We start from the raw sequence: 23,447 nt of genomic DNA, 5'->3' as shown, positions 1-23,447 counted from the left end.
GCCTGGCCTCCCCACCCCAAACCCCTTATACCTTCCCCGAAACGAACGAGCCCACCGTATTTCAGGGAAAACACACCGCAATGAGCCACAGACGGTCAGCCCAGACACACCGCAAAACCACGCGGACGCTCACCACACTCACCACCTGCCTCGCGCTGACCACAGCCCTCGCCACCGCGCGCGCCGCCCAGCCCGACCCGCTCCTCGTCCAGACCGGCAACGACATCCCCGCCCATGTCAGCTACCCCACCGACCGCCGCGACTACATCAAACGCGTCGAAATGATCCCCATGCGCGACGGCGTGAAGCTCTACACCGTCATCGTCATCCCGAAGAACGCGAAAAACGCCCCCATCCTCCTCACCCGAACTCCCTACAACGCGAAACAACGCGCGAACCGCACCCCCGACGCACTGACCATGCGCAACCTCCTGCCCCAGGGCGACGACATCTTCGTCGATGGTGGCTACATCCGCGTCTTCCAGGACATTCGCGGCAAATACGGCTCCGAAGGCGACTACGTCATGACCCGCCCCCCGCGCGGCCCCCTCAACCCCACCAACACCGATGAAACCACCGACGCCTGGGACACCATCGAGTGGCTCACGAAACACGTGCCGGAATCAAACGGCCGCGTCGGCATGACCGGATCGTCCTACGAAGGCTTCACCGTCGTCATGGCCCTGCTCGACCCGCACCCGGCCCTGAAAGTCGCCTCCCCCGAAAGCCCCATGGTCGACGGATGGATGGGCGATGACTGGTTCCATTACGGCGCCTTCCGCCTCAGCAGCCTCGATTACTTCCCCGCCCAGATGTCCGTCCGCGGCGAAGGCGACGAAATCCCCCGCACCGACCGTGACGACTACACCAACTTCCTCCGCGCCGGCTCCGCCGAAGACTTCGCCCGCCAGGCCGGCCTCGACCAGCTTCCCTTCTGGCAGCGCATGCTCGCGCACCCCGCCTGGGACGCGTTCTGGCAGGGACAGGCCCTCGACCACTTCATCGCCAACAAAAAACCCACCGTCCCCATGCTCTGGGAACAGGGACTCTGGGACCAGGAAGACATGTGGGGCGCCATCCACTCCTGGCAGGCCCTCCAGGACAAATTCCCCGGCGCCGTCCCCAACACGCTCGTCATGGGTCCCTGGCGCCACAGCGGCGTCAATTACAACGGCTCAACCCTCGGCCCCCTCGCCTTCGAAGGCGACACCGCCGAACAATATCGCCGCGACGTCTTCCGTCCCTTCTTCGACCAGTATCTGAAACCCGGCGCGCCCGCCGTCTCCATGCCCGCCGCCATCATCTACAACACCGGCCTCCAGCACTGGGACCGCTACGCAAAATGGCCCCTCGCCTGCGAAAAAAACTGCGCCGCGCCGCTGAAACCGATCTATCTCGACAACCATAACGGTCTCAGCTTCACCCGCCCCGCAACCGACGCCGCGGATTCCTACATCTCCGACCCGGCCCACCCCGTTCCCTTCCTGCACCGCCCCTTCGCCTTCAGCGAAAGCAACCGCTGGAAGCCCTGGCTCGTCCAGGATCAGCGCGAGGCCGAATCCCGTCCCGACGTGCTGACCTACGAAACCGCCCCTCTCACCGAGCCCGTCACCGTCAGCGGCGTCCCCGTCGCCGACCTCTACGCCGCCACCACCGGCACCGACGCAGACTGGGTCGTCAAACTCATTGACGTGAACCTGCCCACAACAGCAGACACCCCCGATATGGGCGGCTACGAACTGCCCGTCTCCATGGACATTTTCCGCGGCCGCTATCGCAAAAGCTTCGAACAGCCCTCACCCATCCCGGCAAACAGCACCGAACACTACCGCTTCACCCTGCCCGCCGTGAACCACGTCTTCGCAAAGGGCCACCGGATCATGATCCAGATCCAGTCCTCCTGGTTCCCGCTCTACGACCGCAACCCGCAGCGCTACGTCGAAAACATCTTCAAGGCGCAACCCGCCGACTACATCAAAGCCACCCAGAGCATCCATCACGGCGGCGCGGCAGCAACCTCCATTCTCCTGCCCGTCGTTCCGGCTATAAGTCACTGAGTCACAAAGGGGGCTCTGCCCCTTTAAAACCCCGGCAAAGGTCTCAGACCTTTGCAAACCATTTTGTTAAACCGATCAGGATGCAGGGAGCCGCGCTCCCTGCCGGGTCCCATGGCAGCACCCTGGAAATCCCCTTATCATAAAGCAGCTTTTCATCGTTTCTCCCAAACCGGCGAGAAAACGAAGTCCCTCCATAAGAGCACTGCGCGGTAAATCTTTGATAAAAAACAACGATTTTCAGGCACCGCCTTTTCAAAAAGATGGCACTTTTCAAAGCTTATCAAAAAATCTTCCGAAGAATTATTCTACACATTAATATTTTAAAAATAAGGAAACATTCTTTTTCTGAAGAAAAAGAAACAAAAAGACTTTAACCTGTTTATTATCAGCCATTCACCCAGGATAATTTTTAAAAATCAAAAGTTTTTTGGTTCTTTTTTTCAAAAAAGAACAGAAGCGCCTCACTCTTTTTTCTGACTATATTGCATAAGACATTACATAGTTTGCAAATACAGACACAATGACTTTTAGGACTATACCCCAAACCCACAAAGAGCCACAGTCCCTTTGATCCCACCGTGTTAAATCAAAAGAGACAAAGGGAATATCGTGCGCAGCACACCCTCGAGTCACACTCTATCCGGGTGCACGGCAGATCATGCCCGCGAAACTTCCTTTAAATTATAAAGAAGTTTTTGGTGAATCTTTTTTCAAAAAGCTTCAGAAGATGCCGCCTTTTTGAAAAACGGCGGCACCCAAAAACTTTTACTGTTTTTGTCAAAGGTTTGTCGTGAGATGCTTTTTGCAGACTGGCTGAGGCAGGCAGCTGAGCGGGAGGCAAAAGGAATTTGAAACAGTCTCTTAAATAAACCGACGCAAAGAGATCAATATCCATCAGGATATAGTGTAAACCAAAAAAAACCCACATTAAACAGCAATATCTGTCAGAAACACATCAAATAACACCCTGCATTCCGCACCATTCCCGCCACAAAACCTCAGACACAGAACAAACAGACAAAACATTTACCAGACCCGATTGCCAGACCGCGCAAATCCCTGCCTCATTAACCAGTTATCCACCTTACAATGCCATATACCTCACTCACCCCAACCTTCCATCCGGAAACATCCGATTTCCCCTATGCAAAAGCCTGTGATCCACCCGTCCACCATCACCACCGGATCAGACAGCCGACCAGTCTGAGGAAAGATTCATGCTCAGACAGCTACGCGCCTCGCGGGAAGGCAGCGTCTCAGTCATCGCGCCTATCGCAGCACTCACCATGCTCATCGGCATCGCAACCTCCGCCAACCTCGCCGTCGTCGTCAACACACACACCCAGCTTCAGAACTTCGCCGACGCCGCCTCGCTGAAAGCCGCTCAGGCCGCAAATGACAGCCTGGTGACACAGGCCTCCACCTCACCCGCGGAAGCCCTGCAGACAGCCCAGGCCGCCGCCGAAACCTCCGTCGCAACCAACGCCGCCGCCGCCGGCATCACCACCCTGCCCGGCATCTCGGTCTCCTACGCCAGCCAGACACAATATTCCGGAAGCGTAACCGTAACCCTGACCAGCACCCCGAAATTCTTCCTGCCAAATCTGGTCCCCGGCCTCTCAGGCCCCGTCACCGTCACTTCCACCGCCAGCATGACCGCCACAAACTCATATATTCAGGTCATCTTCCTCGTGGATGTCTCAAACTCCATGACCGTCGGCGGAAGCACAGCCGCCATCCAGGCCCTGGAAAACACCAACAGCCAGTGCGCCTTCGCCTGCCACGATCCCAACGCTTATTATTACAGCGCCAACGGCGTGAGCTGCACCACCTCCCTCAGTCCCCAGACCTACTCCCGCAAAGGAAAACCCGTCTGCGACATGCGCGCCTACGCCCAGGCCAACGGGATCGAACTGAAAATCGACTACGTCAAACAAGCCATGCAGACCTTCACGTCCCAGCTCAATGATTACGCCGCCAGCAACAACACCTATATCTCGGTCGGCATCAGCACCTTCGGAACGAATGTCATCCAGTCCCTCGCCCCAACAACCGATATCGCAGCCGCCATCACAGCCGCGTCAGCCGTGGACGTCGAAAACGCCACTCAGTACTTCAATTCACACAACAGCTCTTCCTACAGACCACTCGATTACGCGGACTATAACGGCGGATATACCAAAACGACCGACGCCCTGAACTATACCGCAAGTCAGCTGACCAATGTCGGAGACGGCAGTTCCGCCACAAAAAGGAAAACATACATCATCTTCCTCTCAGACGGCGCCGAAGACGTGTACGACGCCACCTACCCGCCCTATTACCACAACATCGACGTCACCTACACAAACGCCTGCACCACCCTCAAGAACATGGGCGTCCAGCTTTTCTCAATCTGGGTCCCCTATTATTCCGTTCCCGGCAACAGCCTCTTCGACACCTACGTCGCCCCCGTCACCGGCACCGGCTCAGGCACCATGCAGGGCTCCATGCAGAGCTGCGCCTCAAAATCAGACGATTACTTCCAGGCCGATGACGGCGCCGGTATTCAGAGCGCCTTTTCATCAGCCCTCAACATGATCATCAACGACAGCTCCCTGCGCATTTCAAAATAACACCTCGCCCGGAACCCCGCCTCAGACCCGTCAGAGGTCACACATCTCCGCAAGACCTCTGTGCTGTAAAATGCCGAACCTGAAATCGAACAGAAGCTTCCCGCGTTTCATTCAAAGCCCCGGCAGGCAGGGTCTCCGACAGAAAAGCAGGACGGACCACAAAGCCTCCGGTCCAGATCAGCGTTCCGGGCGATCCCCGATACGGGAGGCGCTGTTTTCCGATCCGGAGCCTGATGAGACCAGGGCCACGCCCCCCCAAAGGGACGCAGTCCCTTTGATCCCGGTTTGTTAAATTAGAATCTGTGATCCCTTTCGGTGCAGCGCAGAACCCTGCTTTGTCTCCTGTTTCCAAAAGACATAAACGCCTGTTTTTCTGCGCCCCTGTCATCCGCTCACCTCAGAAACCACGCCACAACAAACCTTTGACAGAAAAACAATAAAAGTTTTTGGGTGCCGCCTTTTTTCAAAAAGGCGGCGTTCTCTGAAGCTTTTTGAAAAAAGCTTCACCAAAAACTTCTTTATGATTTAGCAGGATACGGCTTGAGCAGGTTTCTGAAACAGGCTCTGAAAACAATCCCGGCCACAAAGAGCCACGCCCTCCACCGCCCCGGCTCTTGACCCCACCCCGCCAAACCCCCAGCTTCCGGAAAGCCCCATCCTCCCGACGGGGCCTGAGCCACCCCTCACCAGACGAGCCCCGCCATGACCACCACACCAGCCCCCAGAACCGAAACCGCCATCCTCGGCGCCGGCTGCTTCTGGTGCGTCGAAGCCGTCTACCTCACCATCAGAGGCGTCCTCTCCGTCCGCTCCGGCTACGCCGGCGGCCACACCGAACACCCCACCTACGAACAGGTCTGCACCGGCGCCACCGGCCACGCCGAAGTCGTCGAAGTCACCTTCGACCCCGCGATCATCTCCTACGCGCAGCTCCTGCGGATCTTCTTCACCCTCCACAATCCCACAACCCTCAACCGCCAGGGCAACGACATCGGCACCCAGTACCGCTCCGTCATCTTCTTCACCGACGAAGCCCAGCACAAAACCGCTCTCGAAATCCGCGACGAAATCGAAAAATCAGACCTCTGGGACGCCCCTCTCGTCACACAGATCGAACCCCTCACCACCTTCTGGCCCGCCGAAGCGAAACACGAGGACTACCTCGCCCGAAACCCCGGCAACCCATACTGCCAGGCCGTCGTCGCCCCGAAAGTCCTGAAAATGCGGAAAGTCTTCGCTGAACTGCAGAAATAATCGCAGCAGCCCCAGGATACCATGGCGAATTATAAAGAAGTTTCTGGTGAAGCTTTTTTCAAAAAGCTTCAGAGAACGCCGCCTTTTTGAAAAAAGGCGGCACCCAAAAACTTTTACTGTTTTTTACTAAAGATTTGTCGCAAGTGCTCTCTGGGCCTGCTGAAGCAAACCGGTGTCCAGAGGTCCGCGACCTCTGGCGGGTTTCAGGGCAGAGCCCTGACCTGCAATAAACCCGGAAGCTCCGGAAAACCCCGGAGCCAGATCACGCCGCCGTCCGCGCCGTCACCCCAAGACGATACCCCGCGCCCTGAAGCACCTTGATCGCCTCTTCGGAATACTTACCGACCAGCGGCGTCACATCCCCCGGCGCACACCAGAACCCCAGCGTCACCAGAATATTCGCCGGCTTCGGCGCAAAACCAACCGACGGCGCCGGGTCCTTCAGAACCTTATCGTCATGCTCCGTCAGCCCCAGCAGCAGCGCCCGCGCCTTGTCGAGATCGTCATTGTAATCAATCAGCAGACTGACCGAACCCAGAAGCCGGTCTGACTCCGAACTGTTGATCACAATGTTGTTCGATAACGTCCCGTTGGGAACATAAATAATCTCATTATTCGCATCGAGCAGAACAGTCCGGAACATCTCGATCGACGTCACAGTCCCCGAACTGCCACCCGCCGTAATCGAATCCCCTACCTTGAACGGACGGAACAGCAGAATCAGAACACCACCAGCAAAATTCGCCAGACTGCCCTGCAACGCCATGCCAACCGCCAGACCGGCCGCACCCAGAACCGCAACAAAGGACGTCGTCGCAATCCCGACCATCGAGGCCACACTGATCAGCAGCAGAGCCTTCAGAAACAGCCCCACAACACTCAGCAGAAACCCGCGCAGCGTCGGCTCGATATGACTCGCCGCCATCATCCGGCCCATCGCCCGCGTCACCGCGTTGACGATCTTCCAGCCAACGAAAAGAACAATAAGAGCCAGAACAAACTGACTCACATACCCCAGAATAACCGGCAATAACCCGTTCATCTGCTCCCAGATCGAATGAACCTGCTTTTCCATAAACCCCTCTGAATCATCTCCCGCGCCCGGCACAAACCGGCCGCCATTTCCCGACATGGTAAGATAATTCAGCGCCCCCCGTCACCACCCGGACCCCGCAGGACCATTTTCAGGGCTCCGCCCCAAACCCCGCCAGAGGCCACAAATCTCCGGACACCATTGTGGCGAATGGACTCAAAACCCGCGAGGAAGCCCTGCGCACCATGAAGGAAATCACCCCAACCTCACCCGATCCCCCTTCGAACGCACCAGCGACGACGCACGAGCGGATTCCCCGACACCGTGAAACAAAAAAACTGGCTTCTTCTTGCGGAAGTCGGAAAACCCATCACCGCCACCATCCACAATTTCTCCAGAGCCGTCGGGAAACCCGGACGGGTTATCGTCGAACGCTATAGCTCGCAAACCCTACAACAGCATGATGCCTGCCTGCACGAAAGTCATCATATCCGAAGACATGCAAAACAATCTTCGCCTGTTCCACATGGCCATCATAAGAGCCCCATTTCTACCGGATTTCGAAGGACAAGGCCGCTTTCGACTCTTCTCGGTTATTTCGAGATTGGGATCATTGTCTGAAACCGGACATTGTGCGGCAGAATTTTTTCGATTATACTCGCAGGAGTAATATCCGCAATAACACTTGTCTTGTGTGAATATTATACATTACATTACTTTAAAATACCGGAAATAAAGAGTATTTATGTCGGTTAATAACGAAGAAAAATATGCAAGACAATCTGTATGTATCAGCTTTTGGAACTTCTTAGTAGCAGTCATTAGTCTTATTGGCGTATTTTTTGGAACTATATTTGCTTATCAGGCAATGGAAGCAACGCGTATTCAAGCTGATGATGCGACGTTAACAATGCGCATGAACACAAGGCCATGGCTGTCAGCATCATACAAATTAAAATCCGTTATTTTGGGGATGAAGATTGATGGAGACGATAGTATGAGGTTTCGCGGAAGACTGGAGGTTAGTCGGGACGTTACTATTAGTAATAATGGAAATGTCCCTGCAGTTAATGTTTCTGTAATTTCCAGAATTTATCCAGATGAAATTTTTGGAAAAATTATGAACCCAATTGATGAAGAAAAAGCGCTCTGCCGTAGTGCAGACAGAGAAGCCACAAAAGTCGGCTTTGCCGTTTTCCCCGGTAAAGATTACGTTGATGCAATGGAAGATAGTATGTTTCCAGAAGATTTTGAGAAAACACTTCCTAGTAGATCATTTATGTTTATGCATATAGTTTACTGCATTAGGTATGAATTTGCATCATTCGTCGGGCATACAGGCTTCGAAATGGTTATTATTCCCAATTCAGGAGTCAATACCCCTATGTTTCTGGATGGAAATACCTTAGATCATACCCAGTTTCGCGGCCAGGGACCTAATAATATTCCAAGCTATGTTGATTAATACCATTGATAAAAACAAATAATCGAAATAATAAGGCAATTGCTAATTAATAATAGTATTTTTTATTTATTATAATAAAATTTTTTATTATATTTTTCAAATAATATACGAATATTAATTCGAATTTCTCAATTTTGTTTAGGAAAAATTAGTTTCTACATCATCATATCATTTTGATTTGAGTAAGAAATTTTTGTATTTCCCATCGATTTCGCCTATTGGCTGTGGGTTCATTATTAGCTGTGCTATCCAGCATACCAAACCGTCCACTTTCCCGCCCTCACCACTTCCCCCTTGCACCCCCTGTCCCCACCCCCAAAACCCGTTCCATATCCGAACTAAAAACGTCCAGAACCTTCTGGAATCCGCCCCCCGTCCCAACCCCCGTCAACACCCCGCACAAAAACAAATCCCACCCTCGCCCGGCAGAGACACCCACCCTCGCCAGTCACCTCAGCAACGCCTGACCACCCGCAACCCCGCACACCACCTCACCCCGGCCACCCCGAACCACCCCCCGACACCATCAGCAGAAACCCCCGAAACAATCCGTGATCCCCGACCGCAAAACACCCCCACCCTTCTGGAAAACCAGACCCCCGAAAGGAACCCGTCCCCCTTCCTTTCCCCCCGCCGCCCGCCGCTGTATGGTGCCCGCCCCTTGAACCCGTAACCGGAGCCCGTGCCCGCAATGTCCCCGGCGTCAGCCAGTCCAGCACAGAAGCCCCTCTCGTTTCAGGATCTCATCCTGACCCTCCACCGCTTCTGGTCGGAACGAGGTTGCGCCATCCTCCAGCCCTACGACACAGAAGTCGGGGCCGGCACGCTCTCCCCGCACACCACCCTGCGCGCCCTGGGCGACACCCCCTGGAAAGCCGCCTACGTGCAGCCCTGCCGCCGCCCGTCGGATGGCCGCTACGGCGAAAACCCCAATCGCCTCCAGCATTATTACCAGTATCAGGTGCTGCTCAAACCCACGCCCGAGGACAGCCAGCAGCTCCTGCTCGACAGCTACCGCGCCATCGGCATCGACCCGGACCTGCACGACATCCGCTTCGTCGAGGATGACTGGGAAAACCCCACAATCGGCGCCTGGGGCCTGGGCTGGGAAGTCTGGTGCGACGGCATGGAGGTCACCCAGTTCACCTATTTCCAGCAGGTCGGCGGCATCCCCGTCTCCGTTCCCTCCACGGAACTGACCTACGGCCTGGAGCGCCTGGCCATGTACGTGCAGGGCAAAGAGAATGTGTACGAGCTCGACTTCAACAATGACGGTCTGAAATACGGAGACGTCTTCCTCCGCGCCGAGCAGGACTACTCCCGCCACAATTTCGAACTCGCCAACACCGACATGCTCCACCGGCACTTCATCGACGCCGAGAAAGAGTCCGTCGCCCTGGCCGAAGCCGGCGTCGCCCAGCCCGCCTACGACCAGTGCCTGAAAGCCAGCCACCTCTTCAACCTGCTCGACGCCCGAGGCGTCATCAGCGTCAGCGAGCGCGCCTCCTATATCGGCCGCGTCCGCAACCTCGCGAAACTCTGCTGCGAAACCTGGCTCGCAAAAGACCCCGGCAGCGCCCCGACCACCGCAAAGAGCGAGGGCTGAACCATGGCTGAACTCCTCCTCGAACTCTTCTCCGAAGAAATCCCCGCCCGCATGCAGCAGCCCGCCGGCGAGGAACTCGCCCGCCAGCTCGGCAAAACCCTGGCGGCCCTGAAGATCGAAGGCATCACCACCTTCACCGGCCCGCGACGCATCGCCGCAATCTGCCAGGTCGCAACGGAAGTCCCGGCCGAGACCGTCTCCGAGCGCGGCCCCCGTGAAACCGCCCCGGAAAAGGCCCTTGAAGGCTTTCTCCGCAAGCACGGCGCCACGAAAGCCGACGTCGCGCTGGAAAACGGCTTCTGGGTCCTCACCCGCAACACCCCGGCCATCAGCGCCGAAGCATACATCGCCGAACGCCTCCCCACCCTGCTCCGCCAGTTCTCCTGGCCGAAATCCATGCGCTGGGGCACCGGCAGCATTTTCACCTGGGTCCGTCCCCTGCGCCGCATCCTCTGCACGCTTGGCGGCACCGTGGTCCCGTTCTCCCTCGCCACCGACGAAGGCGGCATCCCCGATAACGGCCATAACCTGACCAGCGGCGACTTCACCGAAGGCCACCGCTTCTGGCCGCAAGGCGCCACAAAGCCCGAGCCCTTCCAGGCCCGCACCGCCACCGAATGGCAGGACGGTCTCCGCGCCCGCCGCGTCCTCACCGACGCCACCGAACGCCGGGAGGTCATCGTCAGAGGCATCAACCAGCTTGCGGAAGAAGAAGGCCTCGCCATCGTCACCGATCCCGGTCTGGTCGAGGAAGTCGCCGGTCTGGTCGAATGGCCCGTCCCCCTGCTCGGCCGCATCGACGACACCTTCATGGAACTCCCCGCCGAGGTCATGCAGGTCTCCATGCGCGTCAATCAGCGCTACTTCGCCCTGCGTCACACCGATGGCAGTCCCGCCCCGCGCTTCGCCTTCATCGCCAATATCGAGCCGACCGACGGCGGCGCCCAGGTCATCGCCGGCAACGAGCGCGTCCTCCGCGCCCGCTTCGCCGACGCCCGCCATTTCTGGGATCTCGACCGCAGACAGACGCTCGAATCCCGCGTCAAAGGCCTCGACGCCGTCACCTTCCACGCCGATCTCGGCAGCCAGGGCGACCGCGTAAAACGCCTCGTCCGTCTCGCCGAAATCATCGCCCCCATGATCGGCGCAGACCCGCAGCACGCTTCCCGCGCCGCCCTGCTGGCCAAAGCCGACCTCTCCACCGGCATGGTCGGCGAATTCCCCGAGCTCCAGGGCATCATGGGCGGCTATTACGCCCGCCACGACCGGGAGGCGGACGACGTCTGCACCGCCATCGCCGAGCACTACCAGCCGCGCGGCCCGTCCGACGAAACCCCGACCGCCCCGGTCTCCGTCGCCGTCGCCCTGGCCGACCGCTTCGACATGCTCGCCGGCTTCTTCGCCGCCGGCGCCAGACCCACCGGCTCCGGCGACCCCTATGGTCTCCGCCGCGCGGCACTCGGCATCATCAGCCTGATCCGCACCAATGGCCTCAGGCTCGATCTTGTCGCCCTGTTCGTCAGAGCGTCGGAAGCCCTGCCCGAAGCCCTCCGCAACGCCCCGGATCTGGACCTGCTGCCCGGCTTCATCGCCGAGCGCCTCCGCGTCCAGCTCCGCAGCGAAGGCAAACGGCACGACATCCTCGCCGCCATCTCCGCCGGCAATTACGACACCGACATCACCCGCCTCCTCGCCCGCACGGACGCCCTGGCCGACATGCTCGCGACGGAAGACGGCAAAAACCTCCTCGTCGCCACGAAACGCGCCACCAACATCCTTCGCATCGAGGACAAAAAGGACGGCCCGCACGAAGGCACACCCGACCCGGCGCTCTACACCCAGCCCGAGGAAATCGCGCTGGCCGACGCTCTGAAAACCGTCATCCCGCAGGTCGAAACCGCCATCAAAGAAGAACGCTTCACCGACGCCATGCGCGAGGCCGCCAGCCTCCGCCCGGCGCTTGACACGTTCTTTGAAGGCGTGATCGTCAACGCCGAAGACGCGCAGATTCGCGGCAACCGCCTGAAACTGCTGTCCGAACTGGTACGGATGACCCGGCTTATCGCCGATTTCAGCCAGATCGACGGGTAACGGTTTCAGGGGCTCCGCCCCTGAAGCTCCGGCAAAGGCCCCGGACCTTTGCAAACCATTTTGCAGGCCCGGCAGAAATCCCGGAAAGGACGCGGCACAGACACGGTATGCAACCATGCAACGAAAACCCTCCCTGTGTGTGACAGGACAGAGTAAAGACATCCGGTTTCGGCAAATTATGGGAACGCTTTCTTGACCTCCGCAGACCTGACCTCCCCAGACCTGGCCTCCGCGGTCCTGACCTCCGCAGGCACCGCCACAAAGACATCCGGTCTCAGGGCACTCGACAACACCCTGCCGCAGGCCATCTCTTCCGCCTGCGAGTGGCTGATCGGCCAGCAGAAGCCGGACGGACACTGGGTCGGCGCCGTCGAATCCAATGCCTGCATGGAAGCTCAGTGGTGCCTGGCCCTGTGGTTCATCGATCTCGAAGATCATCCGCTCCGTCCCCGTCTCGGCAAGGCCCTGCTCGAAATGCAGCGCGAAGACGGCTCCTGGAGCGTCTATTTCGGCGCCGGACACGGTGACATCAACACAACCGTCGAGGCCTACGCCGCCCTGCGTTCCCTGGGATATGCCGCAGACCTGCCGGCCCTGAGCAGAGCCGCGGACTGGATTCTCAGCAAAGGCGGCCTGAAGAACGTCCGCGTCTTCACACGGTACTGGCTCGCCCTGATCGGCGAATGGCCCTGGCAGAAAACCCCCTGCCTCCCGCCCGAAATCATCTGGTTCCCCGACCGGTTCACCTTCTCGATCTACAATTTCGCGCAGTGGGCACGCGCCACCATGATGCCCCTGACCATCCTTTCCGCCCGTCGTCCCGCCCGCCCGCTCCGCCCGCAGGACCGGCTGGACGCGCTCTTCCCCGACGGCCGGGAAAACTTCGATTACGAACTCCCCGCCAAAGCCGGAGAAGACCTCTGGGGCAAATTCTTCCGCTCCGCCGATCGCGGTCTGCACTCTCTCCAGTCTCTGCCTATCCGGCGCTTCGCCCCGCGTGAAGCCGCCATCCGCCATGTGATCGAATGGATCATCCGCCATCAGGACGCCGATGGCGGGTGGGGCGGCATTCAGCCCCCGTGGATCTACAGCCTGATGGCTCTCCATGTGGAAGGCTATCAGATCTATCATCCGGTCATGGCAAAGGCCCTCGACTGCCTGAACGACCCCGGCTGGCGCCGCGACGAAGGGGACGCCACCTGGATTCAGGCCACCAACAGCCCGGTCTGGGACACCATGCTCGCTATCATGGCCCTGCATGACGCCGACGCCGAAGAGCTTCACTCCCCGGAAATGGAAAAAGCCCTGGGCTGGCTGCTCGACCGTCAGATCCGCGTAAAGGGCGACTGGTCGGTCAAACTTCCTGACACCGAACCCGGCGGATGGGCCTTCGAATACGCCAACGACAAATATCCGGACACAGACGACACCGCCGTCGCCCTGATCGCCCTCGCCTCCTGTCGCCACCGCCCGAAATGGCAGCAGCGCGATATCGAGGGTGCCCTCACCCGTGGCGTCAACTGGCTGATCGCCATGCAGAGCAGCTGCGGCGGCTGGGGAGCCTTCGACAAGGACAACAACAAGAGCATCCTGACAAAAATCCCCTTCTGTGACTTCGGTGAGGCTCTCGACCCTCCTTCCGTGGACGTCACCGCCCATGTACTGGAAGCCTTCGGCCTGCTGGGCATTTCCCGCAACCATGACTCGGTTCAGCGCGCTCTCGCCTGGGTCCGCAGGGAACAGGAACCCGAAGGCCCCTGGTTCGGCCGCTGGGGTGTCAATTACCTCTATGGAACCGGCGCCGTCCTCCCCGCTCTCGCCGCCATCGGCGAGGACATGACCCAGCCTTACATTGACAAAGCCTGTGAATGGCTGATTTCCTGCCAGCAGGAGGACGGCGGATGGGGCGAAAGCTGCGCCTCCTACATGGACATCAGATCCGTCGGTCGTGGCAAAACCACAGCCTCTCAGACCGCCTGGGCCCTGATGGGTCTGATCGCCGTCAACCGTCCTCAGGATCACAGAGCCATCACGGATGGCTGCCGCTTCCTGATTGATCAGCAGCAGAACAACGGCAGCTGGAAAGAACTCGAATTTACCGGCACAGGCTTCCCCGGCTACGGCGTCGGCCAGACCATCCGGCTGGACGACCCCATGCTGTCGAAACGTCTGCTTCAGGGCGCCGAACTTTCACGCGCCTTCATGCTGCGCTACGATCTCTACCGGCAGTATTTCCCGATCATGGCCCTCAGCCGCGCCTCGCGTCTGCAGAGAGCCGGAAATTAACGACGAAAGGCCGATCCACACTCATTCCTGGCCACATTCCGTTAAAACAGATCCGGCCTCCCGATATCTCTGTCGGGTCCGGTGTGCCCGGGTCTTTCCACACCGGCCGCAATACGACCCCGGAACCTCACCCGTCCCTCACGCATTCTGTCCCGATAATCCCGGCGCTCAGCCGCCGGTCAGCAACAGGGACCAAGCATGATTAACAGCACTCAGCGCTTTGCCGGTAAACGCGTCTTCGTCAGTGGCGGCAGCCAGGGCATTGGCGAAGCCATCTCCCTCGCCTTTGCCCGTGAAGGAGCCCGCGTCGCCATCAATGGCCGCAAGAAAGACAAGCTCGACGAACTTCTCCCCAGACTCCCGAAAGTCGAAGCCGGCCCACACATCGAATGTGTCGCCGACGTTTCGCAGGAAAATGCCGTTATCGAGGCCTTAGACAAAACCTTCCGGGAACTGAACGGGCTGGACGTTCTCATCTGCAATGCCGGCATTCAGGTCCAGTCCCCGTCGGAATCGCTGTCTCTCGCCGATTTCGAAAAAGTCCTCAGCGTCAACGTCACCGGTGTCATGCTCTGCACTCGTGAAGTCCTCAGACGCTGGGTGAAGGACGGCACAAAAGGCAGCATCGTCATCAACAGCTCTGTCCACCAGATCATCCCCAAACCCGGCTTCCTCGGCTACTCCGCCAGCAAAGGCGCCATCGGAAATATGGTCCGCACCTGGGCGCTCGAATACGCCTCCCGTGGCATCCGTGTGAATGCCGTCGCTCCCGGCGCCATCGTCACTCCCATAAACGATGCCTGGGTAAAAGATCCGAAAAAATACAAGGCTGTCTCGGAACATATCCCCATGCGCCGCCCAGGCGAATCCGACGAGATCGCCGAACCCACCCTCTTCCTCGCTTCCGATCAGGCATCCTACGTCACCGGCCAGACCCTCTATATAGACGGCGGCATGACCCTGTACGCCGATTTCGAAAAAAACTGGACATCATAGGCATAGGCTCAGGGCTCATTCTTTGAGGCAGAAGGTGACGCTTGAAGCGATGTGGATTGCTGACATGAAGCTATGAGCATACGGCCGCAGGTGATGACAACACGTCGCCAGTCTTTGAGCTTTGCGAAGATGTTTTCGGTCAGGTGGCGTTTTTATACAGATGACAGTTGTAAGGCGGCTTTGAGTTCCGGTTCTTCTTCGGCGAAATACAGGCCGTGATGTTCCGTTCTGCAAGCAGCTGCCTGATCCGGTTGCTGTCATTAGCCTCTGTCTCCGATGACTTCCTGTATTTCTTCCAGCAAAATATCGGCCCCTCTGAAGTCACTGATCTGCCCTGCGGCCAGATGAAGGAAGACGGGATGACCCTGACCATTACACACGGCATAAAGCTTGAGTTCAGTCCGCCTTTTGTCATGCGATATGGCGGGGAAAAGCCCCTTCTGAGCAGGAAGGCGATGTCCGGTATGCCTTGAGGTATGTCGCATCAATCATAAGGCGCTCGACCGGCCTGCCTGTTCTGTCAGCGCGCCGAAAATCTGGTCAAAAACACCAGGACGGCTTCTGCGGATGAAACGATTGTACAAAATCCTGTTTGAACCATACGCTTTTGGGGTGTCTTTCCGCTGAAGTCCGTTACGGATCATATAAACAATCCCCCTCAGAACACGCCTGTCGTGCACGCGCGGCACGCCATGCGCCATTGGGCAAAACAGCCTGATCAACTCCATCTGGCGCCCGGACAGCAGAAACACGTCACTTACAGACTTGGCTCCCTGCAAAGCCGTGAACCACCAATTGCGGTTCAGTTCAATAAATTAAGGCAATCTGCGCCAGGTCTGACGACGACGAAGTCTCCCCTCACCGCATCCCGGGTGATACACATCGGGAGTGAACATGATCGATTCTCCCATTGCCTCATCTGGCATCCCTGCCAGTGCCCCGACCTCCTCTCAGAACGGTGAAACCATTCTGGGGGTTTCACTTCGTGCGCCTCCGGCCAATGTGGATGCCGAACAGGCCCTCCTCGGCGCCCTGCTCACCAACAACCGCGCTTATGATCGCGTCTCGGACTTTCTCACCGGCGCGCATTTCGCCAGCGGCGTGAACGGCGCGATCTTCGACGCCATTGCAAAACGCATCGAAGGCGGTCAGCTCGCCGACCCGGTCACATTGCGCGCCACACTTGAACACTCAGGCGTACTCGATGAAGTCGGCGGCATGACCTATCTCGGCCGTCTGCTTACCTCCACAGTCGGGATCATAAATGCTGGCGATTATGGTCGCGCCATCCATGACGCCTGGCTCCGCCGCCAGCTCATCGATATCGGCGAAACCATGGTCAACAATGCTTTTGGCGGAGTTGACCTCGACGGCCAGGACCAGATTGCCGCAGGTGAGGAACAGCTTTTCCGCCTCGCCACAGATAAGGGGCAGGATGGTGGCTTCACCACCTTCGACCGGGCTCTCTTCAGCGCCATCGAAACGGCCGAAAAAGCCTTCAGCAATGAGGGCGATGTCTCAGGCCTTACCTCAGGCCTGCGCGATTTCGACAAAAAAACCGGCGGCCTTCATCCTTCCGATCTGCTCATTCTCGCCGGTCGTCCTGCCATGGGCAAAACTGCGCTTGCCACCAAAATCGCTTTCTCCGCTTCCCGTGCTCTGCTGCATAAAGCTCAGGAACAGGGTGAAGGCGTCCAGCCCGAGGGCACCGTCGCGATCTTCTCTCTCGAAATGTCCGCTGAGCAGCTCGCCACCCGTATTCTCTCCGAACAGGCAGAAGTCTCCGGTGAGCGCATCCGCCGGGGCGATATCGGCCAGAAGGAATTCGACCGCTTCGTCCGTGTCAGCCGCGAACTGAGTCAGCTTCCGCTGGTCATCGACGATACTCCGGCCATCTCTCTGTCCGCCATGCGTACACGCTGCCGTCGCCTCAAGCGCACCAAAGGTCTCAGCCTGGTCGTGGTCGATTACCTCCAGCTGATGCGTCCTGCCGTCGGCACCCGCCCCGACAGCCGCGTGCTCGAAATCTCCATGATCACCCAGGGCCTGAAAGCCATCGCCAAGGAGCTGGAAGTCCCTGTTATCGCGCTCTCCCAGCTCTCGCGTCAGGTTGAAAGCCGCGAGGACAAACGCCCGATGCTGTCCGATCTGCGTGAGTCCGGCTCCATTGAGCAGGACGCCGATGCCGTCATGTTCGTCTATCGCGACGAGTACTATCTTCAGCAGCGCGAGCCCAAAGAGACCGCCTTCGATTCCTCAGAGAAATACCAGGCTGCCCTTGATGACTGGCGCCGTAAGATGGAACTCGTTCACAACAAGGCCGAACTGATCCTCGAAAAACAGCGTCATGGCCCCACAGGAGTCGTTCATCTCTTCTTCGAAGGCGAGTTCACCCGTTTCGCCGACCTCGATACGATGCATGAAGACTACCACCGCTGACCAGCGAGGAAGCCATCCCCGAAGAACAGCAAGGCTCGAAAATCCGTCCTTCCGGACCTGGTTTCCGGCATTTCGCGGAAGAACAGCCATGTGACTCCTGCTCTACCCGACCCGGGTCCTTTTCCGCATGGTGCCTCCACCCCAAAAGGTCACGCGCGTCGGGGCCAGAACAAAGGATGACGACCCCTGCTTCACCATCTGGACCACCTCCTGCAACATTATGGCTATGGTGTGATCACTCTGATCGTCATGGCCGAAAGCATGGGGCTCCCGGTTCCCGCTGAAGCCTGCATCATCACGGCCTCCCTCTACACGCTGAAGACACATCATCTGGAGATCCAGTGGGTCGCCGTGGCGGCCATAGCAGGGGCGGTTATCGGTGATAATTTCGGCTACCTGATCGGACGCAGGGTTGGCTTGCCGCTGCTGCGGAAATACGGCGGTAAAATAGGACTGACCGCCGACCGGCTGATCCTCGGGCAATATCTCTTTCACCACCATGGCAGCGCAATCGTCTTCTGCGGACGCTTCGTCTCGGTGATGCGCGTCTTCGTGGCTCTCCTGGCCGGAGCCTGCGAGATGCGCTGGCCCCGTTTCATGCTGTTTAACGCCATGGGGGGCACCTGCTGGGCCGGAGGCTACGCGTTCGGTGTCTATATGCTTGGACGTAAGATCTCACAGGTTTCAGGGCCGGCTGGTATTGCGATGGGCGTCGCCGCCGCCGCCTGCATGGTCGGCACAGGCCTCTTTCTGAAAAAGAATGAAAAGCAGCTGACGGAAAAAGCCCTCAGGGAAGCCAGAGACGGTCAGCTTCCCGCCTCCTGAAAGCCGACTCTCCGTATCATCGGAGAGCGGGATCGTTACGGCAACAGACTGCTTCACAAGGGCCGGAAGCACGCTAATCTGCTGGCAGACACAACAGGATCTGCCTGATGACCCCGATGCCAGCACCCGGAACCCCTTCACGCAGGAGCCTCCGCTTCGGCATCTTTCAGCAGGTCTGCATCGCTACCGTTCTCGGTCTTATCCTCGGACTGGCCAGCCCGGCGCTGGCAGCCGAAACAGGCTGGGCAACAGACCTTTTCCTGCATCTTATCATCATGGCTGTCGGGCCGCTGCTGTTCTGCATCATTGTCACTGGCATCACCGGTGCCGGCTCACTCAGAACAGTTGGCCGGCTCGGTATCCGTGCCCTGATCTATTTCGAGGCGATGACCACGCTGGTTCTGCTTCTTTCCGTGGGAGCGGCTCTGCTCATTCGTCCCGGTGCCGGTATGAACCTCACCACAACGGCCTCGGATTCCCGGACCGTCGCGTCTTATGCCGGCAATGCTCATCTTCTGCACAGTCAGGGGCTGACAGGCTTCCTGCTCTCTCTGGTCCCTCACTCGCCCGCTTCCGCCTTCGCTGAGGGCAACATCCTTCAGATCCTCTTCTTCGCCATTCTGTTCGGCTGCTGCCTCAGTCAGATCGGCCCGGCAGGCGCACCCGTCGTGCGGCTGGTGGAAAGCCTGTCCGTCCTGTTTTCACAGATGATGAAATACATCATCGCCGTCGCTCCGCTGGGCGTGTTCGGTGCTGTGGCGACCACGACCTCACGCTACGGTCCTGAGGCCATCATCCGTCTTGGCGCTTTCACACTGCTCTACTTTGTGGCGATCGTCGCTTTCGTCGTCATCATTCTGGGGAGCTGCCTCGCCGCCTGCGGTATCAGACCGCTGAAATTCCTGCGCTATTTCCGCGAGGAACTGCTTATCGTCGCCGCCACGACCAGTTCGGACGCCGTGCTTCCGAGCATCATGACCAGGCTGGAAACCCTTGGTGTTTCCCGGCAGGTCGTCGGCCTCGTCGTCCCGGCAGGCTATTCCTTCAATCTCGATGCTCTCTCCATTTACCTCGGATTTGCTGTCGTCTTTCTGGCCCAGGTGACCGGAACGCATCTGACGTGGACCCAGATGATCACGATGCTGCTTACCGCCCTCGTCACCTCCAAAGGCGCCCATGGCGTTCCTGGCATCGCGATTGTCGTTCTCGCCGCGACCCTGGCCGCCATTCCGTCAATTCCCGTTGCAAGCCTCGTTCTGCTGCTCGCCGTGGACTGGTTCATCGGCATTGCCCGCGCAGTCGGCAATCTCGCAGGCAACTGTGTCGCTCCCGTCGTCATCGCCGCATGGGAGGGGCAGCTCGATCGGGAGCGTGCCGCCGAGGTCCTCGGCTACGCTTCCCGCCCCGGGGATCAGACCGCGTAAGCGCACCCGGTGGCTTTTCCGGAGATGTCGCCGGGATGACTCTGACGGCTCCGGCGCCCGGCAAGGGAGTGCGGCTTCTCTGAGCCTGATTTGCCCGTGGGAAAACCGGTTTTCCGGTCCCGGTTCTCCAGATGGGGTGGGGGTGTTTCGCGGGCAGATCACGGATTGTTTCAGCGGTGGTGCGGAGGCGGTATGGCGGGAGGCCGGGGATCAGGAAGAGCGGAGATGTGGCTGGCGGCGGCGGGGCATGAGCGAGAGGTCCTTGCTGTGATGATCCGGCACTCTGTCTGTCTCTGCGGCACTGCGGGGAGTTTATTTTTCCGGACAGGGATTGTCAGGCGATGGGGACGACCGGGATTCCAGAAGGTTATGGACGTTTTTGATTCGGTTTCGGAATGGTTTTTTCGGGGCGAAAGATGGGTGGGTTGGACAGGAATGCAGGATAGTGGCTATCGGGCTGATATCCAAAAAAATTACCTTGCAGACAGAGACTGCTTCAAAAACCTGCCCGTGAAACCTTCGGTCAATTATGAAGAGTTTTGGGTGCCGCCTTTTTTCAAAAAGGCGCTGTCTTCTGAATCTTTTTGAAAAAAGCTTCACCAAAAACTTTTATTTTTCAAAAACTTATCTCTAAGTCCCTCTCTCACGCCTGAAGTGAACAGGGGGGCTCAAAAAACTATAACATTATCAGTGTATTATAAGAATTTTGTGTATTTGATGCTTTTGAAACAGTCTGGCTGAGTCAGCCAGACGGGCTGAACTCAAACAACATAACATCATCAGTTTGTTATGAAAATTTTTGGCATTTAAGGCTTTTGGAACGGTCTCTTATAATCGGACTGCCGAAGATGTAATCTGACTTTACTATAACGTTTCGAAATACCGGATGATCCGAAAAACCTCTTAGAGCAGGCCAGAAATTACGAACCCGGCATGGAGCTGGTAATCTGCTGAGACGATCGCAATGCCGCACAGGATGCGGCAGACAGGCGCATGCAGCCAGTATTCGATTGAAAACAGGACATAGTGTGCCGGCACCCTGATAAGGGTATCGATCAGATCGGACACGACAGTCAGCGCAGAAAGGAGAAGATCCATTTTCTCCTGCAAAGGAGGAAATCCTCGTACGCGGTGTAGTCGCTGAAAGATTCAGGAAACAGAAAAGCGCTCAGAGGATCAGGAACAGACAGGTTTCGAACGTCCGGACAGGCAGTTCGATCAGCCACAATTCTCACCGCCGGAAATGCATCAGGGTCAGAAGAAGCGTCAGCGTTCGGCCATTATGAACCGGACAGATCCGCGTCCGGTTCGGATGTCGGATAATGTGCAGGCCCGATGGAGAGACGTGTCACACTCCGACCAGCCACCATTCCTGTAATTATATGAACGTGCCCGAACATATCAGGGGAGGTCAGCGTATGCAAAACCATGACAACCACTCTCTTCGTCAGAGTTCGCTGACCTGTTTCTGGTCATGGGGCAGCATTGACGACTTCCAGACCGTCCTGACCAAAAAAAGCGAGACCGGCACCGATCATGGCCTGTCCGTTGGTCACGAACAAATCGTGCGGCGACGCTTCGGCGAGCGCCTTCAGCCACGCAGGTGAAAAAATCCTGTCCCACTTCTGCTGTAATTCCGCTGCGTTATGAACCATCATATACCGCCCGGCATCTGTATTGACCCGTAGCGGAAAAGCGACGAACCGGGCCGCATCCGCATGTCGGCCGGAAATGGCTGCGTTATAAAATCCCTTCACCTGAAATTCGAATTTCGCATCATCTTCTTCCGTTATTTCGGAATATCGATGTCCTGGCACATAAGGCCCGGCACTTTCGGCAGACAGTCTGACAGGAATGGTGCGTCCATTGCCGGTCCATGTGCCTTCGAGACCCGTGCTGTTCTCCGGCGTGACCGAAGCGGATTTATTGTCGACGTAATGCAGCACAAAGAGACCGCCCCCTGGTTCGGTCAGGCGCAGATCCGTGCCTGCTGTCCCGGTCAGCGGGATATCCTTCAGATATTTCCGATAGTAATAATGACTGCCTTCAGCGATCCTGCTGCCTGAAACGCTCAGTGTCATACCGATCGGCAGTTCGCCGACCACTCCGGCATAATCATTGAATTCACGTGTCGCGGCGGCATATACGCGGTCTGACGCCGTTACTGTCAGCCCTGAGAGAAGTATTGCCGTAATTCTCAGCAGATTTCGGCTCATTACGCTCACCCCGATTTTCATGATTTCAGAATTTCGTCACAGAAGTGGCAAAAAGGCGTTTCAGGTCCGCAGGCGTTGTCATCTTCTCCAATGCCATATCGATCCGCCTGTATGTTCGCCCGTATGTTCCCGGGGCGGTATAACGAGGAGAGCAGGCAGAAGACTGAAGGAGCAGCATATTATGCGCCTTTCTTTCTCAGGATCGGCAGCACCGCAAACAGCGCGCAGGCAAAAGCTGCAAAATAAGGCAGCCCATGTTTCGTGAGATCCATGGCCAGCCCGGTCGCACCGGGGCCGATAAACGCGCCCACTCCCCAGGCGATGGATATGACTGAATACACAGAGACCAGATCACCCCCGCGAAACCGGCTGCCGATGACGCCCATCATGACAGTATAAATGCCGACAAATACACCACCCCACAGGAACAGCAGCCCGTAAGCCAGAGAGGGATACCCGATAACAGCCGGCCATATGAGCGCACCAATGGCTGAGGCGACCGACAGGCCGATGACCAGACGTCGCGGATTAAGCCGGTCCGCGGCCCAGCCTATCGGAATCTGCAGAACGATCGCGCCAAACAGCAATACGGAGAGCAGGAGTGTCGCGCCATGCTCGGTCCAGCCCGCCTGCATGGCGTAAAGCGGAAGAAATGACGAACCCGATGTCTCCAGCGCGGCATTCAGCAGGGTCGCGCCGATCGCAACAGGCGCGAGCGCCAGGTAGCGCGTCATACCCGGATGTGTCGGTTTCCCGAGCACAGGCGAGCGCATCCAGGGCATCGCCACGGACAGGAGCGCGACAAGCGCAATCCCGCCACCGGTCAGATAGGGCACCAGACCATGCGGCCCTGTGAGGGTGAGAATGACCGGTCCCAGCGCAAAGCCGAGTGACAGCGCAGCCGTATAGATCGCCAGCGTCGTTGTCCGGCTCCTGTCGTCACTGATATGGCTGAGCCAGGTTTCGGACATGACCAGCATCGTCTCTGACGCGGCCCCGAGTGCAAAGCGCAATGGAAACCAGAGCCAGATCGACGCGGATTTCTCACACTTGAGGCAATTTCGGGTCATTTTGTAGAATTCAGTCATCCCACAGGAGCCCGATCTGGAATATTGACGATATTCTGCTTCTGGCGGCGGG

General features: G+C 57.9%; 17 protein-coding genes. 12 read left to right on the top strand and 5 right to left on the bottom strand.

From position 1 onward, the window contains the following. The first annotated feature begins 80 nt into the window (after positions 1-80). The 3 genes from GOB93_RS14095 to msrA all read left to right on the top strand — a co-directional run bounded on the left by GOB93_RS14095 (position 81) and on the right by msrA (position 5,926). Positions 81-2,057, top strand: coding sequence for a CocE/NonD family hydrolase (locus tag GOB93_RS14095; protein ID WP_173584147.1), 1,977 nt, complete (start codon positions 81-83; stop codon positions 2,055-2,057). A 1,217-nt stretch (positions 2,058-3,274) separates the two neighbouring features. Beyond that, a complete protein-coding gene (locus tag GOB93_RS14090; RefSeq protein ID WP_173584146.1) occupies positions 3,275-4,672 on the top strand; it encodes a pilus assembly protein in 1,398 nt (465 codons plus the stop codon). A gap of 702 nt (positions 4,673-5,374) precedes the next feature. Beyond that, positions 5,375-5,926: a peptide-methionine (S)-S-oxide reductase MsrA gene (gene msrA, locus GOB93_RS14085; RefSeq protein WP_173584145.1), complete on the top strand. Its 552-nt coding sequence runs from the start codon at positions 5,375-5,377 to the stop codon at positions 5,924-5,926. A 262-nt stretch (positions 5,927-6,188) separates the two neighbouring features. Here msrA and GOB93_RS14080 read toward each other — a convergent pair whose 3' ends face one another. After that, entirely contained in the window at positions 6,189-7,001 is an 813-nt protein-coding gene (locus GOB93_RS14080) for a mechanosensitive ion channel family protein (RefSeq protein ID WP_173584144.1), read from the bottom strand. Between the two features lie 703 nt (positions 7,002-7,704). On the opposite strand from GOB93_RS14080, the gene GOB93_RS14075 reads away from it, so the two are divergent. The 5 genes from GOB93_RS14075 to GOB93_RS14055 all read left to right on the top strand — a co-directional run bounded on the left by GOB93_RS14075 (position 7,705) and on the right by GOB93_RS14055 (position 15,403). Continuing rightward, positions 7,705-8,424, top strand: a complete 720-nt coding sequence (locus GOB93_RS14075; RefSeq protein WP_173584143.1) for a hypothetical protein — start codon at positions 7,705-7,707, stop codon at positions 8,422-8,424. 691 nt (positions 8,425-9,115) lie between these two features. Further along, positions 9,116-10,030, top strand: a complete 915-nt coding sequence (locus tag GOB93_RS14070) for a glycine--tRNA ligase subunit alpha (protein ID WP_173584142.1) — start codon at positions 9,116-9,118, stop codon at positions 10,028-10,030. A 3-nt stretch (positions 10,031-10,033) separates the two neighbouring features. After that, positions 10,034-12,121 carry a glycine--tRNA ligase subunit beta gene (glyS, locus tag GOB93_RS14065; RefSeq protein WP_173584141.1) on the top strand — a complete coding sequence of 696 codons (2,088 nt, stop codon included), beginning with the start codon at positions 10,034-10,036 and terminating at the stop codon, positions 12,119-12,121. A 294-nt stretch (positions 12,122-12,415) separates the two neighbouring features. Beyond that, complete coding sequence (shc, locus tag GOB93_RS14060) at positions 12,416-14,407, top strand: squalene--hopene cyclase (protein ID WP_408742404.1); 1,992 nt, start codon at positions 12,416-12,418, stop codon at positions 14,405-14,407. A gap of 198 nt (positions 14,408-14,605) precedes the next feature. After that, entirely contained in the window at positions 14,606-15,403 is a 798-nt protein-coding gene (locus GOB93_RS14055) for a glucose 1-dehydrogenase (RefSeq protein WP_173584140.1), read from the top strand. Between the two features lie 488 nt (positions 15,404-15,891). Here the strand turns inward: GOB93_RS14055 and GOB93_RS21185 are convergent, their stop codons facing one another. Further along, positions 15,892-16,104 carry a transposase gene (locus GOB93_RS21185; RefSeq protein ID WP_242010797.1) on the bottom strand — a complete coding sequence of 71 codons (213 nt, stop codon included), beginning with the start codon at positions 16,102-16,104 and terminating at the stop codon, positions 15,892-15,894. Positions 16,105-16,297: 193 nt separating this feature from the next. Between GOB93_RS21185 and GOB93_RS14045 the strand changes: the two genes are divergently transcribed. From GOB93_RS14045 to GOB93_RS14030, 4 genes are all read left to right on the top strand, one after another. Beyond that, complete coding sequence (locus GOB93_RS14045) at positions 16,298-17,842, top strand: replicative DNA helicase (RefSeq protein WP_173584139.1); 1,545 nt, start codon at positions 16,298-16,300, stop codon at positions 17,840-17,842. 231 nt (positions 17,843-18,073) lie between these two features. Continuing rightward, the gene (locus tag GOB93_RS14040; RefSeq protein ID WP_338422384.1) at positions 18,074-18,667 is read left to right on the top strand and encodes a DedA family protein; all 594 of its coding nucleotides are present in this window, start codon (positions 18,074-18,076) and stop codon (positions 18,665-18,667) included. A gap of 107 nt (positions 18,668-18,774) precedes the next feature. Continuing rightward, on the top strand, positions 18,775-20,091 hold the full coding sequence (locus GOB93_RS14035) for a cation:dicarboxylate symporter family transporter (RefSeq protein WP_173584138.1): 1,317 nt from the start codon (positions 18,775-18,777) through the stop codon (positions 20,089-20,091). 225 nt (positions 20,092-20,316) lie between these two features. Further along, positions 20,317-20,679, top strand: coding sequence for a hypothetical protein (locus tag GOB93_RS14030; protein ID WP_173584137.1), 363 nt, complete (start codon positions 20,317-20,319; stop codon positions 20,677-20,679). 315 nt (positions 20,680-20,994) lie between these two features. Here GOB93_RS14030 and GOB93_RS21610 read toward each other — a convergent pair whose 3' ends face one another. The 3 genes from GOB93_RS21610 to GOB93_RS14015 all read right to left on the bottom strand — a co-directional run bounded on the left by GOB93_RS21610 (position 20,995) and on the right by GOB93_RS14015 (position 23,377). Further along, a complete protein-coding gene (locus GOB93_RS21610; RefSeq protein ID WP_242010789.1) occupies positions 20,995-21,189 on the bottom strand; it encodes a hypothetical protein in 195 nt (64 codons plus the stop codon). Between the two features lie 374 nt (positions 21,190-21,563). Further along, entirely contained in the window at positions 21,564-22,307 is a 744-nt protein-coding gene (locus GOB93_RS14020) for a hypothetical protein (protein ID WP_242010788.1), read from the bottom strand. A 179-nt stretch (positions 22,308-22,486) separates the two neighbouring features. Further along, positions 22,487-23,377, bottom strand: a complete 891-nt coding sequence (locus tag GOB93_RS14015; protein ID WP_173584136.1) for an MFS transporter — start codon at positions 23,375-23,377, stop codon at positions 22,487-22,489. Between the last annotated feature and the right edge of the window lie 70 nt (positions 23,378-23,447).

The organism is Acetobacter musti (genome assembly GCF_011516835.1).
Taxonomy (GTDB): domain Bacteria; phylum Pseudomonadota; class Alphaproteobacteria; order Acetobacterales; family Acetobacteraceae; genus Acetobacter; species Acetobacter musti.
This window is presented reverse-complemented; position numbering and strand designations above follow the sequence as displayed.

Bases quoted from the DNA above. Each gene is read 5' to 3' on its own strand.
- msrA (WP_173584145.1), top strand. From the start codon at position 5,375: ATGACCACCACACCAGCCCCCAGAACCGAAACCGCCATCCTCGGCGCC.
- GOB93_RS14090 (WP_173584146.1), top strand. From the start codon at position 3,275: ATGCTCAGACAGCTACGCGCCTCGCGGGAAGGCAGCGTCTCAGTCATC.
- GOB93_RS14095 (WP_173584147.1), top strand. From the start codon at position 81: ATGAGCCACAGACGGTCAGCCCAGACACACCGCAAAACCACGCGGACG.
- GOB93_RS14035 (WP_173584138.1), top strand. From the start codon at position 18,775: ATGACCCCGATGCCAGCACCCGGAACCCCTTCACGCAGGAGCCTCCGC.
- GOB93_RS14055 (WP_173584140.1), top strand. From the start codon at position 14,606: ATGATTAACAGCACTCAGCGCTTTGCCGGTAAACGCGTCTTCGTCAGT.
- GOB93_RS14080 (WP_173584144.1), bottom strand. From the start codon at position 7,001: ATGGAAAAGCAGGTTCATTCGATCTGGGAGCAGATGAACGGGTTATTG.
- GOB93_RS14045 (WP_173584139.1), top strand. From the start codon at position 16,298: ATGATCGATTCTCCCATTGCCTCATCTGGCATCCCTGCCAGTGCCCCG.
- GOB93_RS14070 (WP_173584142.1), top strand. From the start codon at position 9,116: ATGTCCCCGGCGTCAGCCAGTCCAGCACAGAAGCCCCTCTCGTTTCAG.
- GOB93_RS14015 (WP_173584136.1), bottom strand. From the start codon at position 23,377: ATGACCCGAAATTGCCTCAAGTGTGAGAAATCCGCGTCGATCTGGCTC.
- glyS (WP_173584141.1), top strand. From the start codon at position 10,034: ATGGCTGAACTCCTCCTCGAACTCTTCTCCGAAGAAATCCCCGCCCGC.
- GOB93_RS21610 (WP_242010789.1), bottom strand. From the start codon at position 21,189: ATGGATCTTCTCCTTTCTGCGCTGACTGTCGTGTCCGATCTGATCGAT.
- GOB93_RS21185 (WP_242010797.1), bottom strand. From the start codon at position 16,104: ATGGCGCATGGCGTGCCGCGCGTGCACGACAGGCGTGTTCTGAGGGGG.
- GOB93_RS14030 (WP_173584137.1), top strand. From the start codon at position 20,317: ATGTGGCTGGCGGCGGCGGGGCATGAGCGAGAGGTCCTTGCTGTGATG.
- GOB93_RS14020 (WP_242010788.1), bottom strand. From the start codon at position 22,307: ATGAGCCGAAATCTGCTGAGAATTACGGCAATACTTCTCTCAGGGCTG.
- GOB93_RS14075 (WP_173584143.1), top strand. From the start codon at position 7,705: ATGTCGGTTAATAACGAAGAAAAATATGCAAGACAATCTGTATGTATC.